Here is a 13,307-nt window from a genome sequence, read left to right as displayed (position 1 = left end):
CGGGCCACGTCGGCCCGGCCGGCGCGACGGTCACGCGTAGAGGCGGCTGACCGTCTCGGCGACGCAGACCGGCTTGCCGCCCGCGTCGCTCTCCACGGTGACCGCGGCCACCAGTTGCACGCCGCCGTCCACCGGGGACACCTCGGCGATGGTGGCGGCGGCCCGCACCGCGCCGCCGACCCGGACCGGGGCCGGGAACCGCACCCGGTTCAGCCCGTAGTTGATGCCCATCCGCACCCCGTGCACCCGGTAGAGCCGGCCGACCAGCGCCGGCAGCAGGGACAACGTCAGGTAACCGTGGGCGATGGTGCCGCCGAACGGGCCGGTGGCGGCCCGTTCGGGGTCGACGTGGATCCACTGGTGGTCGTCGGTGGCGTCGGCGAAGAGGTCGACCCGGCTCTGGTCGACCCGCTGCCAGTCGCCGGGGCCGATGGTCTCGCCGACTGCGGCGGCCAGTTCGTCGAGGGAGGCGAAGGTCCTCATGCCAGGTGCCCTCCGAGCTTGGTGTAGCCGCGCAGCAGGTCGCGGGAGATGATCAGCCGCTGCATCTCGTCGGTGCCCTCGAAGATCCGGTAGAGCCGGACCTGCCGGTACCAGCGTTCGATCGGCAGCTCCCGGGTGTAGCCCATGCCGCCGTGGATCTGCAGCACCCGGTCGACCACCCGGTTGACCATGCCGGCCCCGTAGAGCTTGGCCATCGACGAGGCGTGCCGGGGGTCCATGCCCTGGTCCACGGTCCAGGCCGCCCGCAGGATGAGCCAGCGGGCCGCCTCCAGCTCGGTCTCGGAGTCGGCGATCATCCACTGGATCGCCTGGTTCTCGCCGATCGGCCGGCCGAACGTCTGCCGGCTGTTGGCCTGGTCGATCGCCATCCGCAGCGCCCGCTCGGCGATGCCCACCGCGTGCGACGGGATGGTGTAGCGGCCCTTGCCGATCCACTCCATCCCGAGGGTGAAGCCCTGCCCCAGCTCGCCGAGAATGTTGCGGCCGGGCACCCGCACGTCCTCGAAGACCAACGAGGCCGGCCCGCCCTCGCCCATCGTCTGGATGAACTCCGACCGCCAGCCCATCGACCGGTCCACCAGGAAGGCGGTGGCGCCGCCGTTGCGGGCCCCCTTCTCAGGGTCGGTCACCGCGATCACGATGGCGAAGTCGGCGTCGTTGCCGCCGGTGATGAAGGTCTTCTCACCGTTGAGGATCCAGTCGTCACCGTCGCGGCGGGCGCTCAGCTTGATGTTGGCCGCGTCCGACCCGGCGCCCGGCTCGGTGATCGCGAAGCAGCTGCGCCGCTCACCCTCGATGGTCGGGATCAGGTACTCCCGCTTCTGCTCCTCGTTGCAGTGGAACAGGATGTTGTCCGCCTCGCCGCCGAACCGGAACGGCACGAACGAGCGGCCGATCTCGGTCCAGATCAGCGACTGGGTGACCGCCGGCAGGTCCATGCCGCCGTACTCCTCCGGCGTGGCCAGCCCCCAGAAGCCGAACGCGCGCGCCTTGAGCTGCAACTCGCGCAGCTCGCTGTGCTCCAGGCCGGGCCGGTGCGCCCGTTCCCGCCGCAGCAGCTCCTGCTCCAGCGGCATGACCTCCTTGGTGATGAAGTCGCGTGCGGTGTCGCGGATGGCCCGCTCGGTGTCGGAAAGCGCGAAGTCCATGTCCCCTCCGGGTGGTGAGCCGGTCGCGCCTCAGCGCGCGCCGCCGTTGACGTACAGGGTCTGGCCGCTGACGTACGAGGCGTCGTCGCTGGCCAGGAAGGCGATCACCGAGGCGATCTCGGCCGGCTGGGCGACCCGGCGCAGCGGGGTGTGCTCGGCGACCATCCGCTGGTGCTCCTCCGGGCTGCTGCCCACCCGCTGGGCGGTGGCAGCGGTCATCGCGGTGGCCACGTAGCCCGGGGCGACCGCGTTCACCGTCACGTTGAACGGGCCGAGCTCGAGGGCGAGGGTGGCGGTCAGGCCCTGCACGCCGGCCTTGGCCGCCGCGTAGTTGACCTGCCCCCGGTTGCCGAGGGCGGAGCGGCTGCTGAGGTTGACGATCCGCCCGTACCGGGCCGCGACCATGTGCTGCTGGGCCGCCTGGCAGCAGAGGAACATGCTGGTCAGGTTGGTGGTCAGCACCGCCTCCCAGCCTTGCAGGGGCATCTTGAACAGCAGGTCGTCGCGGGTGATGCCGGCGTTGTTCACCAGCACGTGCAGCCCGCCGTAGGTGCGTACCACCCGGTCGGTCATCGCGGCCACCGCGTCGGGGTCGGTCACGTCGCATCCGATGCCGACGGCCCGGCCGCCGGTCGCGGTGATCTCGTCGGCGACGCCCTGGCTGCGCTCGGCATCGAGGTCGACCACGGCGACGGCGGCCCCCTCGGCGGCCAGCCGGTGCGCGGTGGCGGCGCCGATGCCCTGCGCGGCGCCGGTGACGACGGCGACCCGGTCGGCGAATCTGGTCACGGTTGCTCCCTTGGGGTCAGAAGGCGTTCACGCCGGTGAGCGCGCGGCCGATGAGCAGCTGCTGGATCTGGCTGGTGCCCTCGTAGAGGGTGCCGACGCGGGCGTCGCGCAGGTACTTGCCGACCGGGTACTCGTCGATGTAGCCGTACCCGCCGAAGACCTGGACCGCGTTGTTGGCCGCCCGGACGGCGGCCTCGCTGGCGAAGAGCTTGGCCATCGACGCCTCGGTGGCGAACGGCTGGCCGCGGTCGATCAGGTCGGCCACCCGCCAGACCAGCAGCCGGGCGGCGGCGGTGTCGACGGCGATGGCGGCGAGCAGTTGCTGCACCAGCTGGTGCCCGGCGATGGGCTTGCCGAACTGGGTGCGCTGCCCGGCGTAGCCGACCGCGGCGTCCAGGCAGCCCTGGGCGATGCCGACGCAGCCGGCGGCCACCGACATCCGGCCCTTGGCCAGGGTGGCCAGCGCCAGCCGGAAGCCGGCGCCCTCGTCGCCGAGGCGCGCCGAGTCGGGCACCCGGACGGCGTCGAAGCGGAGTTCGCCGGTGGCCTGCCCGCGCAGGCCGAGCTTGCCGTGGATCTCCCGCCGGATCAGCCCGGGCGCGTCGGTGGGCACCAGGAACGCGGTGATGCCCCGGTGCCCCGGGCCGCCGGTGCGGGCGAAGACCAGGGCGACGTCGGCGGTGGTGCCGTTGGTGATGAACGTCTTGGTGCCGGTGATCAGCCAGTCGCCGCCGTCGCGGACCGCCCGGGTGGTCAGCGCGGCCGCGTCCGAGCCGCTGTCCGGTTCGGTCAGCGCGAAGCAGCCCAGCGCGGCGCCGGTGCAGAGCCGGGGCAGCCACTGCGCCCGCTGCTGGGCCGACCCGTGCCCGGCGATGGACTTGGCGACCAGCCCGAGCGAGACCGAGACGATGCCCCGCACGGCCGAGTCGCCCCGGCCGAGCTCCTCCAGCACCAGGCAGTAGGAGAGGTGGTCGCCGCCGGACCCGCCGTCCTCCTCGGGGATGGTCAGCCCGAGGAAGCCGAGCCCGCCGAGCTTTCCGACGATCTCCGGGTCGACCGACTCCCGCCGGTCCCAGGCCGCCGCGTGCGGGGTCACCTCGCGGTCGACGAACTCCGCGGCGAGCCGGCGGACCGCCGCCTGCTCGGCGGAGAGCTGAAGGTCCATGCCCGTTAAACTAGCGGTGCAAGTTTAACTCCGTCCAGACCCGGCTGTGGCAGAGTTTGCGGCGGACCGTCGAGCGAGGGAGGGAGGGACGCATGCCCCGGCCACGGCAGGCGCTGCTCAGCCGACAGCGGATCGTCGAGGCCGCCGCCGCGCTGATCGACGCGGAGGGGCTGGAGGGGTTCTCCACCCGCCGGCTCGCCGCCGAACTCGGGGTGCGCGGGCCGTCGCTCTACAACCACTTCGCCACCAAGGACGAGATCCTCGACGCGGTGGCGGACAGCATCACCGGCCAGGTGGACGTGTCGTTCTTCGGCCGGGTCGACTGGCGGGAGGCGCTGCGCCGGTGGGGGCACTCCTACCGGGCGGCGCTGGCCGCACACCCGAACATCGTGCCGTACCTGGCGCGCGGGCCGGGGCGGCGGCCGGCGGCGCTGGCCATGGCCGACGCCGTCTACGGTGGACTGGTCGACGCCGGCTGGCCGCCGGCCCGGGCCACCCACATCGGCGCGCTGATGCGCTATTTCGTGGCCGGTTCGGCGCTCGGGTCGTTCGCCCGCGGCTTCGTCGAGGACCCGGGGCTCTACGCCGAGCAGTATCCGCACCTGACCCAGGCGCACCGGCTCGCCGAGCACCAGCAGCGGGTGGACGAGGGCGCCTTCGCGCTCGGCCTCGACGCGCTCATCGACGGCCTCTCCCGCACCTACGAGGCACACATCGGGCCGCTGTCGCCCCTCCCGCCGGCCGGCACGGCGTACTAGAGTCAAAACTTGCACTGCTAGTTTTCGCCGACGTACGTGAGGGGCTCGATGGATCTCGCACGGACCGACATCTACCTCGACGGGGCCTGGGTCGCCGCCTCCTCCGGGCAGACCCTGGCGGTGCGCAACCCGGCGACCGAGGAGGTCGTCGCGACCGTGCCGGCCGGCACGGCGGACGACGTCGACCGGGCCGTCGGGGCGGCCCGGGCCGCCTTCCCCGGCTGGGCCGGCACCGCCCCGGCCGAGCGGGCCGCCGCCCTGGACCGGCTGCACGCCGCGCTCACCGCCCGGACGCACACGATCGCCCGGACGGTCGCGACAGAGCTGGGCACCCCGCTGAAGGTCGCCGTCCGGGTGCAGGCCGGGTTGCCGCTGACCGTGCTGCGCAGCTACGTCGAACTGGCCGGCCGGCCACCGGCGGAGGAGACGGTCGGCAACTCGCTGGTCGTCCGCGAACCGGTCGGCGTGGTCGGCGCAATCACTCCGTGGAACTACCCGCTGCACCAGGTGGTCGCGAAGCTGGCTCCCGCGCTGGCCGCCGGCTGCACGGTGGTGCTCAAGCCCAGCGAACTGACCCCGCTGACCGCGTACCTGCTCTTCGACGCGATCCACGAGGCCGGCTTCCCGCCCGGCGTGGTCAACCTGGTGCCCGGCACCGGCGCGGAGGTGGGCGAGGCCATCGCCGCCCACCCGGACGTGGACATGGTCTCCTTCACCGGTTCCACCGCCACCGGCCGCCGGATCTCCCACCTGGCCGCCGACCGGATCGCCCGGGTGGCCCTGGAACTCGGCGGCAAGTCCGCCAACGTGATCCTCGACGACGCCGACCTGGCCACCGCGGTGAAGGTCGGCGTCGGCAACGCCTTCCTCAACTCCGGCCAGACCTGCACCGCCTGGACTCGGATGCTGGTGCACCGGGACCGCTACGACGAGGCGCTGGCCCTGGCCGCCAAGGCCGCCGAGGGCTACCGGCTCGGCGACCCGTTCGACCCGGCCACCCGGCTCGGCCCGCTCGTCTCCGCCGCGCAGCGGGAACGGGTCACCGGGCACGTCGCCCGGGGGCTGGCCGACGGTGGCCGGCCGGTCGCCGGCGGACCGGACGCCCCGCTGCCCGAGCGCGGCTTCTTCGTCGCCCCGACCGTGATCGCCGACGTCGACCCGGACAGCGCCCTGGCCCAGGAGGAGGTCTTCGGTCCGGTGCTCGCGGTCATCCCGGTCGACGACGAGGACGCGGCGGTGGCCGTCGCCAACAACTCCCGGTACGGGCTGGCCGGCGCGGTCTGGTCGGCCGACGAGGAACGGGCGCTGCGGGTGGCCCGGCGGATGCGCACCGGGGCGGTCGACGTCAACGGCGCGCCGTTCAACCCGCTCGCCCCGTTCGGCGGCTACAAGCAGTCCGGCCTCGGTCGCGAGCTGGGCCGCTACGGGCTGGACGAGTTCCTCCAGACCAAGGCCATCCAGCGGTGAGGGCGCTGGTCGCCCGGGCGGCGGGCGCGCCGCTGCGGGTGGAGGAGGTGGAGTTGCCCGCCGCCGCGCCCGGCGAGGTGCGGGTGGGCATCCGGGCCGCCGGCGTCTGCCACTCCGACCTGTCCATGGTGAACGGCACGCTGGCGCCGCCGTACCCGCTGGTGCTGGGGCACGAGGCCGCCGGCGTGGTGGTCGAGGTCGGCGCCGGCGTGGACCGGGTCGTGCCCGGCGCGCACGTGGTGCTGAACTGGGCGCCGCCGTGCCGGCAATGCTGGTACTGCGGGCGCGGCGAGCCGTGGCTCTGCGAGCGGGCCGGGTCCCCCGCGGCCGCGCGGGGCCGGACGTCCGCCGGCGAGCCGCTGCACGTCACGCTCGGCCTCGGCGCGCTGGCCGAGGAGGTGGTGGTGCCGCAGGACGCGGTGATCCCGGTCCCGGCGGAGCTGCCCTTCGCCGCCGCCGTGCTGCTGGGCTGCGCCGTGCTCACCGGGGTCGGGGCGGTGCGCCGCACCGCGCGGGTGGCTCCCGGCGAATCGGTGGCGGTGATCGGCCTCGGCGGGGTGGGCCTGTCGGTGGTCTCCGCCGCCCGGGCGGCCGGCGCCGACCCGGTGCTCGCCGTCGACGTGTCACCGGCCAAGGCGGAGCTGGCCGCCGCCGCCGGCGCCACCGCGTTCCTGCTCGCCGACGACGCGCTCAACCGGGCGGTCCGGGAGCGGACCGGGGGCCGCGGCGTCGACCACGCGCTGGAGTGCGTCGGGCGGAGCGCCACCATCCGCACCGCCTGGCGGGCCACCCGGCGCGGCGGGCAGGTGACCGTGGTCGGCATGGGCGGCAAGGACGACGTCGTCGGCCTCAGCGCCCTGGACATCTTCCACTCGGCCCGGACGCTGCGCTCCTCGGTCTACGGGTCGTCCGACCCGGACCGGGACGTGCCGGAACTCGCCCGGGCCGTGCTGGACGGCACCCTCGACCTGGCTCCGCTGATCACCGACCGGACCGATCTGGACGGCGCCGCGGCGGCGTTCGACCGGATGGCCCGGGGCGAGGGCGCCCGCACCGTCGTGCTGCCCTGACCGCCGCCCGGCCGGCACGGTGGTCAACTGATCGCCCGGGCCAGTTCGGTGCGCGAGCGGATGCCGAGCCGGTGGAAGATGTTGCGCAGGTGGTGGTCGACCGTACGGGTGGAGAGGAACATCCGGGCCGCGATCTCCCGGTTGGTGGCGCCCTCGGCGACTAGTTGCGCGATCCGCAGTTGCTGGCCGGTGAGCAGCCGCGCCGCCGGCAGGTCCGGCGTGCCGACCGACTCCCCCGCCGCCCGCAGCTCTGCGGTGGCCTGCTCGGCCCACGCGGTCAGCCCCGACAGCACGAAGGCCTCCCGGGCGGCGTGCAGGTGCTCCCGGGCGTCCCGGGGGCGGCGGCTGCGGCGCAGCTCGCGGCCGAGGAGCAACTCGGTGCGGGCCCGCTCGAACGCCCCGGCGTCCGGCGGGTGCAGCCGCAACGCGGTGCGGAACCGGTGCTCGGCGTCGGCGCTGCCCCGGGGCGAGCAGCGCGTGGCAGCGCGCGGAGAGCGCCCGGCGGGACGGGCTCGCGGTGCTGCTGGCCCAGCGGTCGAAGACGGCGAGCGCGGCGGTGGCCGCCGACCGGTGGGCCGCCCCGGCGGCGGCCTCCACCAGGTACGGGGTGGCCATCACCTGGACCAGGACCTGCCCCCGGCCGGTGCCGGGGCGGGCCAGGGCGGTCAGCCGGGCGGCGGCCGCGCCGGGCCGGTTGTCGACCAGGTCGAGCACCGCGAGGGCCCACTGCGCCAGGGCGCGCGGCCGGCTGTGCGGCGGGGCCGCCTCGCCGATCTCCCGGATCCGGCGCAGGCTCGTGTCCCGGTCGGCCCGGACGGCCGCGAGCACGGCCAGCATGCCCAGGTGCACGCCGGCGCAGTTGACCTGCCCGGTGTCCCGGGCGACGCGCAGCCCCTCCCGCGAGGTGTCCGCCGCGGCCTCGTGCCGGCCCAGCCAGTACTCGGCGATCGCGCGCAGCTCCAGCGCCCGGGACAGCAGGGACAGCTCGCCGCGGGCGCGGGCCAGCTCGGCGGCACGCTCGGCGAGCCGGTGGGCGGCGCTGTCCACCGCGACCAGCAGGCCGGCGACCGCCGCGCAGGTCAGCGCGGTCGGGGTGAGATCCGCCCCGGTCAACCGGTTGCCGAGGACGACGGCCCGGCGCAGCGCGGGCCCGCCCCGCTCGTGGTCACCGCGCAGCGTCGCCGCCACCCCGGCAACCAGCGCGGTCATCAGTTCGGCGGCGGGCGGGTCGCCGGGCCGGCGTAACGCCGACACCCGGCGCGCCACCTCGGCGTACCGGTACTGGTCGCCGGAGAAGCAGACCGCCTCACCGGCACGGACCAGCGCGCCGAGGGCGGCGAGGCGGTCGGTGGCGGAGACCGCGTCCGCGGCGGCCAGCAGGGTGCCCGCGGCGGCCGACGGCGCGCCGCACCGCAGTTCCAGCTCGCCGCGGAGCAGGCCGACCCGGCCGGTCACGGTCGGGTCCGCCGAGCGGGTCACCCGCGGGTCGGCCAGCAGCCGGCGGGCCCACTGTGGCCGGCCGGTCGTCCAGGCGTGCCGGGCGGCGGCCACCAGCCGGGCGGCGGCGTGCCGCGGCTCGGTGCTGAGGTCGGCGGCCCGGCACAGCGCCCGGGCCGCGATGTCCCCGGCCGCGTCGCCGGCCGCCGCCTCGAGTTCCGCCGCCAGCGCCGGGTCCGGGGGCACCGCCGCGGCCGCGCGGTGCAGGGCCCGACGCAGCCGCTGGCCGGGGCCGTCGAGCACGTCGGCGAGGAGCAGGTGGGCCGCGCGCCGCTCGGCCAGCGGCACGCTCTCCGCGACCACCGCCCGGGCCAGCGGCTGCGCCAGGGCGACCCGCCGCACGTCGACCCGGACCAGGCCGGCGGCCTCCGCCGGGGCGAGCGCCTCGACCGCGGTGCCGGCGGCCCGTGCGGCCCGTACCAGGGTGGCGGGGTCGCCCTCCGGGTCGAGCGCGGCGAGCAGCAGCACCCGCCGGGTGTCGGCCGGCAGCCGGTCCAGCCGGGCGCGGTACCCGCGCCCCAGCGCCCCGTCGACCGGCGGCGCCTCCGGCAGCGGCTCCTCGCCACGGCACTGGCCGGGGCTGAGCACCTCGGCGAGGTCCACCAGGGCCTGCGGGTTGCCTCCGGCGACCGCGGTGAGTGCGGTGGCCACCGCCGGCGCGATGCCGGGCAGCCGGTCGGCGAGCAGGGCGGCGCCGGCCCGGTCGTCGAGGGGCCGCAACCGGTGCCGGGGCACCCCACCGGCCACCGCGTCCGTTCCCGCCGTCAGCAGCACGGTGACCGGCAGGTGGCGCAGCCGGCGGGCCACGAAACCCAGCACCTCCGCGGTCGGCCGGTCGCCCCGGTCGACGTCGTCCATCGTCAACAGCAACGGACGGTCCCGGGCGGCGACGGCGAGCAGCCCCAGCACGGCCACCGACAGGGCGAGCCGGTGGTGGGCGGGACAGCCCGCGCCGGCCAGCGCCCGCCGCAGCACCCCGCGCTGCGGCTCGGGCAGCGCGTCGGCGCGGTCGAGCAGCGGATCGAGCAGGCGGTGCAGTCCCGCGTACGGCAGCCCGGCCTCCTCCGCGAGCCCCGCGCCGGCCAGCACGGTACGGCTCCCGGCGTGCCGGTGCGCGTAGCCGACGAGCACGCTGCGGCCGGTGCCCGGCTCGCCCCAGAGCAGCAGCGCTCCTCCGGCGACCGGCGGGCCGTCGAGCAGCCGCCGGATGGCCGCGCACTCGGCGTCACGGCCGAACAACCCGGTTAATTGCACTGTTGATGCAGTAACCATGCATCGAGTGTCACCTATCGGCAACCGGAAGGAAAGAGTCGGCTCCCCGGTATCGGGGCCGGTCAGCGGGGCGTCACGTCGGCGAGCAGCGCGCCCACCGTGCGGGCCATCACCGCCCGGGCCTGGTCCACGCCCAGCCCCAGCCCGTCCCGCAGCATCGACCAGGCCGGCCACATGCTCGCCGCGACCAGCGCGTGCACCAGCTGCTCCCGGCCCGACCCGGCCTGCGCCAGCTCGGCCGCGAAGAGCTGCTCGACCTCGTCACGGACCCGCGCTATGTGCTTGAGCCGGTTGCGGTGCAGCTGCTCGGAGACCGGCTCGCGCATCTGGGCGGCCCGGGCGGACGGCGCGATGAGCTGGAGCAGCCGGGCCCGCTGCCGGCAGTACGCGTCGATTCGCTTGGCCAGCGGCAGCGCCGGCGAGATCGGCCGGTACGCGGCGTCCTGCTGGCGGAGCACCTCCGCGCCACTGGCCTCGAAGAGCGTCTCCATGTCCTTGAAGTTGGTCCAGAGCGTCCGCAGCGAGATGCCGGCCCGCTCGGCGATGCGCTCGCCGGTCGGTCGCAGGTCGCCCTCGGAGATCAGCGCGAGGTGCGCCTCGACGATCGCCGCCCGGGTGCGCTCGGCCCGGGCGGTCCGCCCGTCGACCCGGCCCGGTGCCTCGGCCCCGCCCATCCGCGCTCGTCCCCTCACCGCTGCCACGTCGTCCCACCGCCTCGCCGAGTCTAGACGCGGGCCGTGGGCCGGACCGGCTGGTGCCGGCGCAGTTCCCGGCGGGCCAGCGACTGCCGGTGCACCTCGTCCGGGCCGTCGGCCAGCCGCAGCGCCCGGGCCTTGACCCAGAGCCGGGCCAGCGGCGTGTCCTGGCTGACCCCGGCCGCCCCGTGCGCCTGGATGGCCCGGTCGATCACCCACTGGACGGTCTCCGGCACCGCGATCTTGATCGCCTGGATCTCGGTGTGCGCGGCCCGGTTGCCCACCGTGTCCATCAGCCAGGCGGTCTTGAGCACGAGCAGGCGGGCCTGCTCCAGGCGGACCCGGGCCTCGGCGATCCAGTCCCGGATCACCCCCTGCGCGGCCAGCGGCCCGCCGAACGCGTGCCGGTCGGCGACCCGCCGGCACATCAGCTCGACGGCCCGTTCCGCCATGCCGACCAGTCGCATGCAGTGGTGCACCCGGCCCGGTCCGAGGCGGGCCTGCGAGATGGCGAAGCCCTCGCCCTCCGCGCCGATCAGGTTGCCCACCGGCACCCGGGCGTCGACGAAGTCGACCTCGGCATGGCCGCCGTGGTCGCTGTCGTCGTACCCGAAGGTCCGCAGGCCGCGGCGGACGGTCACGCCCGGGATGTCGCGCGGCACCAGAATCTGGCTCTGCTGCCGGTGCCGGGGCGCGGCCGGGTCCGTGCGTCCCATCACGACGAAGACCGCGCACTTCGGGTCGAGCGCCCCGGTGACGAACCACTTCCGGCCGTTGACCACGTACTCGTCGCCGTCGCGCTCGATCCGGGTGGCGATGTTGGTGGCGTCCGACGACGCGACGGCCGGCTCGGTCATCGCGAACGCGGAGCGGATCCGACCGTCCAGCAGCGGGGTGAGCCAGCGCTCCCGCTGCTCCGGGCTGCCGAACAGGGCCAGCAGCTCCATGTTGCCGGTGTCCGGCGCCGCGCAGTTGAGCGCGACCGGGGCCAGCCCGGGTGACCGGCCGGTGATCTCGGCCAGCGGCGCGTACTGCAGGTTGGTCAGGCCCGCGCCGTGCTCGCCGGGGAGGAAGAGGTTCCACAGGCCCCGCCGGCGGGCCTCGGCCCGCAGGTCGGCGACGACCGGCGGGGCGGCCCACGGGTCGGCGCGCTCCCGCGCCTGCTTCTCGAAGACGGGCTCGGCCGGATGGATCCGCTCGGCCATGAAGGCGAGCAGCCGTTCCCGCAGCCGCTCGGTGGTCTCGTCGTAGCGGAAGTCCATCAGGCGCTCCGTCTCCTCCGTGGACGCTGGGTCAGGTGCCCGGCGAGCCGGCGCAGGTCGAGGGCGGGCAGCTCAGCCATGCCGGCGCTCGACGTCGCGCTGGGTCCGGTTCATCGCCCGCAGCCAGCGGTCCGGATCGGCGGCGCGGTGGGCGTACCAGGCCGCGACCTCGGGGTGCGGCAGCACCAGGAAGCGGTCGTCGGCCAGCGCCGCGCTGACACAGCCCGCCACCTGCTCGGCGCTGACCGCGCCGGCGTCGAGCAGGGCGGAGCTCGTACCGTCGGCGGCGGCCAGCATCGGCGTCCGCACCCCCTGCGGGCAGAGCGCCTGGACGGTGATCCCGCGGTGGGCGTAGCTCGCCCGGAGCCACTCGGCGAAGGCCAGCGCGGCGTGCTTGGTCACCGAGTAGGGCGCATTGCCGAGCAGCGTGAGCAGACCCGCCGCGGAGGCGGTGACCAGCAGCCGGCCGCGGCCGGCGGCGAGCCAGTGCGGCAGCAGCTCGCGCGCGGCGAGCACGTGCGCCATCACGTTCACCCGCCAGGCCCGCTCCCACGCCTCGTCCGGCGCGTCGGCGCCGCCGGCCGGGGCCACCCCCGCGTTGGCGCAGAAGAGGTCGACCGCGCCGAGGCGGTCCCGGGCGAAGCCGACCAGGGCGGCCACCCCGGCCGGATCGGCCGCGTCGCCGGGGCAGGCGTACGCCCCGATCCGTGCCGCCACCGCCCGGGCGGTCGCGGCGTCCAGGTCGTTGACCACCACCCGGGCGCCGTCGGCGGCGAACCGGGTGGCGAGGGCGGCGCCGATGCCGGACCCGGCCCCGGTCACCACCACGCCCGCCCCGGCCACGACCAGCCCGCGGGACGGCGCGGTCATCCGGTGATCCGGCCGGCGAGGCCGACGCCGCCGTCGAGGACCAGGGTCTGCCCGGTGATCCAGGCCGCGTCGGCGGAGGCGAGGAAGGCGACCGCGCCGGCGACGTCCTCGGGTACGCCGAGCCGTCGCAGCGGGTACGCCCGGGCGACCTCGTCCTCCCGGCCCTCGTGCAGCGCCGCCGCGAACCGGGTCTTCACCACGGCCGGGGCCACCGCGTTGACCCGGACCGCCGGGGCCAGCTCGACGGCCAGACAGGCGGTGAGGTGGTTGACCGCGGCCTTGCTGACCCCGTAGAACGCGATGCCCGGTGACGGGGTCAGGCCGGCGATCGAGGAGACGTTGACGACGCAGCCGCCGCGGTCGGTCATCCCCGCCGCGCAGAGCTCCTGCACCCAGCCGAGCGTGCCGACCAGGTTGACGTCGAGGATCTTGCGGGCCGCGGCCAGGTCCAGTCCGGCCAGTGGCCCGTGGACCGGGTTGATGCCGACGTTGTTGACCAGCACGTCCACCGGCCCGAACTCCTCGCCGACCCGGCGGACCGCCGTCCGGCGGTGCTCGGCGTCGTCGGCCCGGCCGGGCACGGCCAGCGCGCGAGCCGGGCCGCCCAGCTCGGCCACCGCCTCGGCCAGCGCCTCGGGGTGGCGGGCGGTCAGGCCGACCCGGGCCCCCTCGGCGACCAGCCGGCGGGCGACCGCCAGGCCGATCCCGCGGCTGGCCCCGGTGACCAGGGCGACCCGACCGGCCAATCGACCTGAATCTGCATTCACAATGCAGATAGTAGGAGGGCGGGACGAGGGCGTCAACGACGGA

The 13,307-nt window shown here is 75.8% G+C and carries 13 protein-coding genes and 1 pseudogene; 4 read left to right on the top strand and 10 right to left on the bottom strand.

Going from position 1 to position 13,307, the window contains the following annotated elements; all coding sequences use genetic code 11:
• Positions 1-30: 30 nt before the first annotated feature.
• From AC1WTP_RS21745 to AC1WTP_RS21730, 4 genes are read right to left on the bottom strand one after another with little or no spacing between them, the layout of a single operon-like run.
• Complete coding sequence (locus tag AC1WTP_RS21745; RefSeq protein ID WP_481651101.1) at positions 31-483, bottom strand: MaoC family dehydratase; 453 nt, start codon at positions 481-483, stop codon at positions 31-33.
• Positions 480-1,652 carry an acyl-CoA dehydrogenase family protein gene (locus AC1WTP_RS21740; protein ID WP_481651100.1) on the bottom strand — a complete coding sequence of 391 codons (1,173 nt, stop codon included), beginning with the start codon at positions 1,650-1,652 and terminating at the stop codon, positions 480-482. Before AC1WTP_RS21740 ends, AC1WTP_RS21745 begins: the two co-directional genes overlap by 4 nt.
• A 30-nt stretch (positions 1,653-1,682) precedes the next feature.
• The gene (locus AC1WTP_RS21735; RefSeq protein ID WP_481651099.1) at positions 1,683-2,441 is read right to left on the bottom strand and encodes an SDR family NAD(P)-dependent oxidoreductase; all 759 of its coding nucleotides are present in this window, start codon (positions 2,439-2,441) and stop codon (positions 1,683-1,685) included.
• A 16-nt stretch (positions 2,442-2,457) separates the two neighbouring features.
• Positions 2,458-3,606, bottom strand: coding sequence for an acyl-CoA dehydrogenase family protein (locus tag AC1WTP_RS21730; RefSeq protein WP_481651098.1), 1,149 nt, complete (start codon positions 3,604-3,606; stop codon positions 2,458-2,460).
• A 92-nt stretch (positions 3,607-3,698) separates the two neighbouring features.
• Between AC1WTP_RS21730 and AC1WTP_RS21725 the strand changes: the two genes are divergently transcribed.
• Genes AC1WTP_RS21725 through AC1WTP_RS21715 form a run of 3 tightly spaced genes read left to right on the top strand, consistent with a single transcriptional unit; the run spans position 3,699 to position 6,901 of the window.
• The gene (locus AC1WTP_RS21725; RefSeq protein WP_481651097.1) at positions 3,699-4,364 is read left to right on the top strand and encodes a TetR/AcrR family transcriptional regulator; all 666 of its coding nucleotides are present in this window, start codon (positions 3,699-3,701) and stop codon (positions 4,362-4,364) included.
• A gap of 48 nt (positions 4,365-4,412) precedes the next feature.
• Positions 4,413-5,831 (top strand): aldehyde dehydrogenase family protein, encoded by a 1,419-nt coding sequence (locus tag AC1WTP_RS21720; protein WP_481651096.1) that lies wholly within the window; start codon positions 4,413-4,415, stop codon positions 5,829-5,831.
• Positions 5,828-6,901, top strand: coding sequence for an alcohol dehydrogenase catalytic domain-containing protein (locus AC1WTP_RS21715; RefSeq protein WP_481651095.1), 1,074 nt, complete (start codon positions 5,828-5,830; stop codon positions 6,899-6,901). Before AC1WTP_RS21720 ends, AC1WTP_RS21715 begins: the two co-directional genes overlap by 4 nt.
• Positions 6,902-6,924: 23 nt before the next feature.
• On the opposite strand, the gene AC1WTP_RS21710 is transcribed toward AC1WTP_RS21715, so the two are convergent.
• Positions 6,925-7,326, bottom strand: a complete 402-nt coding sequence (locus AC1WTP_RS21710; RefSeq protein ID WP_481651124.1) for a helix-turn-helix transcriptional regulator — start codon at positions 7,324-7,326, stop codon at positions 6,925-6,927.
• Between the two features lie 496 nt (positions 7,327-7,822).
• Between AC1WTP_RS21710 and AC1WTP_RS21705 the strand changes: the two genes are divergently transcribed.
• Positions 7,823-8,146: a hypothetical protein gene (locus AC1WTP_RS21705; protein ID WP_481651126.1), complete on the top strand. Its 324-nt coding sequence runs from the start codon at positions 7,823-7,825 to the stop codon at positions 8,144-8,146.
• Between the two features lie 1,083 nt (positions 8,147-9,229).
• On the opposite strand, the pseudogene AC1WTP_RS21700 reads toward AC1WTP_RS21705, so the two are convergent.
• From AC1WTP_RS21700 to AC1WTP_RS21680, 5 genes and pseudogenes are all read right to left on the bottom strand, one after another.
• A pseudogene (locus AC1WTP_RS21700) lies at positions 9,230-9,670 on the bottom strand (ATP-binding protein); the annotation flags it as partial.
• Positions 9,671-9,732: 62 nt separating this feature from the next.
• Positions 9,733-10,344: a TetR/AcrR family transcriptional regulator gene (locus AC1WTP_RS21695; protein WP_481651094.1), complete on the bottom strand. Its 612-nt coding sequence runs from the start codon at positions 10,342-10,344 to the stop codon at positions 9,733-9,735.
• Positions 10,345-10,394: 50 nt separating this feature from the next.
• Positions 10,395-11,627: an acyl-CoA dehydrogenase family protein gene (locus AC1WTP_RS21690; protein ID WP_481651093.1), complete on the bottom strand. Its 1,233-nt coding sequence runs from the start codon at positions 11,625-11,627 to the stop codon at positions 10,395-10,397.
• Positions 11,628-11,699: 72 nt separating this feature from the next.
• Positions 11,700-12,497: an SDR family NAD(P)-dependent oxidoreductase gene (locus tag AC1WTP_RS21685; protein WP_481651092.1), complete on the bottom strand. Its 798-nt coding sequence runs from the start codon at positions 12,495-12,497 to the stop codon at positions 11,700-11,702.
• On the bottom strand, positions 12,494-13,243 hold the full coding sequence (locus AC1WTP_RS21680) for an SDR family oxidoreductase (RefSeq protein ID WP_481651091.1): 750 nt from the start codon (positions 13,241-13,243) through the stop codon (positions 12,494-12,496). The genes AC1WTP_RS21685 and AC1WTP_RS21680 overlap by 4 nt, the downstream gene beginning before the upstream one ends.
• Positions 13,244-13,307: the final 64 nt, after the last annotated feature.

The sequence above is a fragment of the Micromonospora sp. R311 genome (genome assembly GCF_056780015.1).
Note: the sequence above shows the minus strand (reverse complement) of the source record. Positions and strands in the feature narration are given on the sequence as shown.

Excerpts from the sequence above, each read along its gene's own strand:
- AC1WTP_RS21745 (WP_481651101.1), bottom strand. The coding sequence starts at position 483 with ATGAGGACCTTCGCCTCCCTCGACGAACTGGCCGCCGCAGTCGGCGAG.
- AC1WTP_RS21740 (WP_481651100.1), bottom strand. The coding sequence starts at position 1,652 with ATGGACTTCGCGCTTTCCGACACCGAGCGGGCCATCCGCGACACCGCA.
- AC1WTP_RS21730 (WP_481651098.1), bottom strand. The coding sequence starts at position 3,606 with ATGGACCTTCAGCTCTCCGCCGAGCAGGCGGCGGTCCGCCGGCTCGCC.
- AC1WTP_RS21725 (WP_481651097.1), top strand. The coding sequence starts at position 3,699 with ATGCCCCGGCCACGGCAGGCGCTGCTCAGCCGACAGCGGATCGTCGAG.
- AC1WTP_RS21720 (WP_481651096.1), top strand. The coding sequence starts at position 4,413 with ATGGATCTCGCACGGACCGACATCTACCTCGACGGGGCCTGGGTCGCC.
- AC1WTP_RS21695 (WP_481651094.1), bottom strand. The coding sequence starts at position 10,344 with ATGGGCGGGGCCGAGGCACCGGGCCGGGTCGACGGGCGGACCGCCCGG.
- AC1WTP_RS21690 (WP_481651093.1), bottom strand. The coding sequence starts at position 11,627 with ATGGACTTCCGCTACGACGAGACCACCGAGCGGCTGCGGGAACGGCTG.
- AC1WTP_RS21685 (WP_481651092.1), bottom strand. The coding sequence starts at position 12,497 with ATGACCGCGCCGTCCCGCGGGCTGGTCGTGGCCGGGGCGGGCGTGGTG.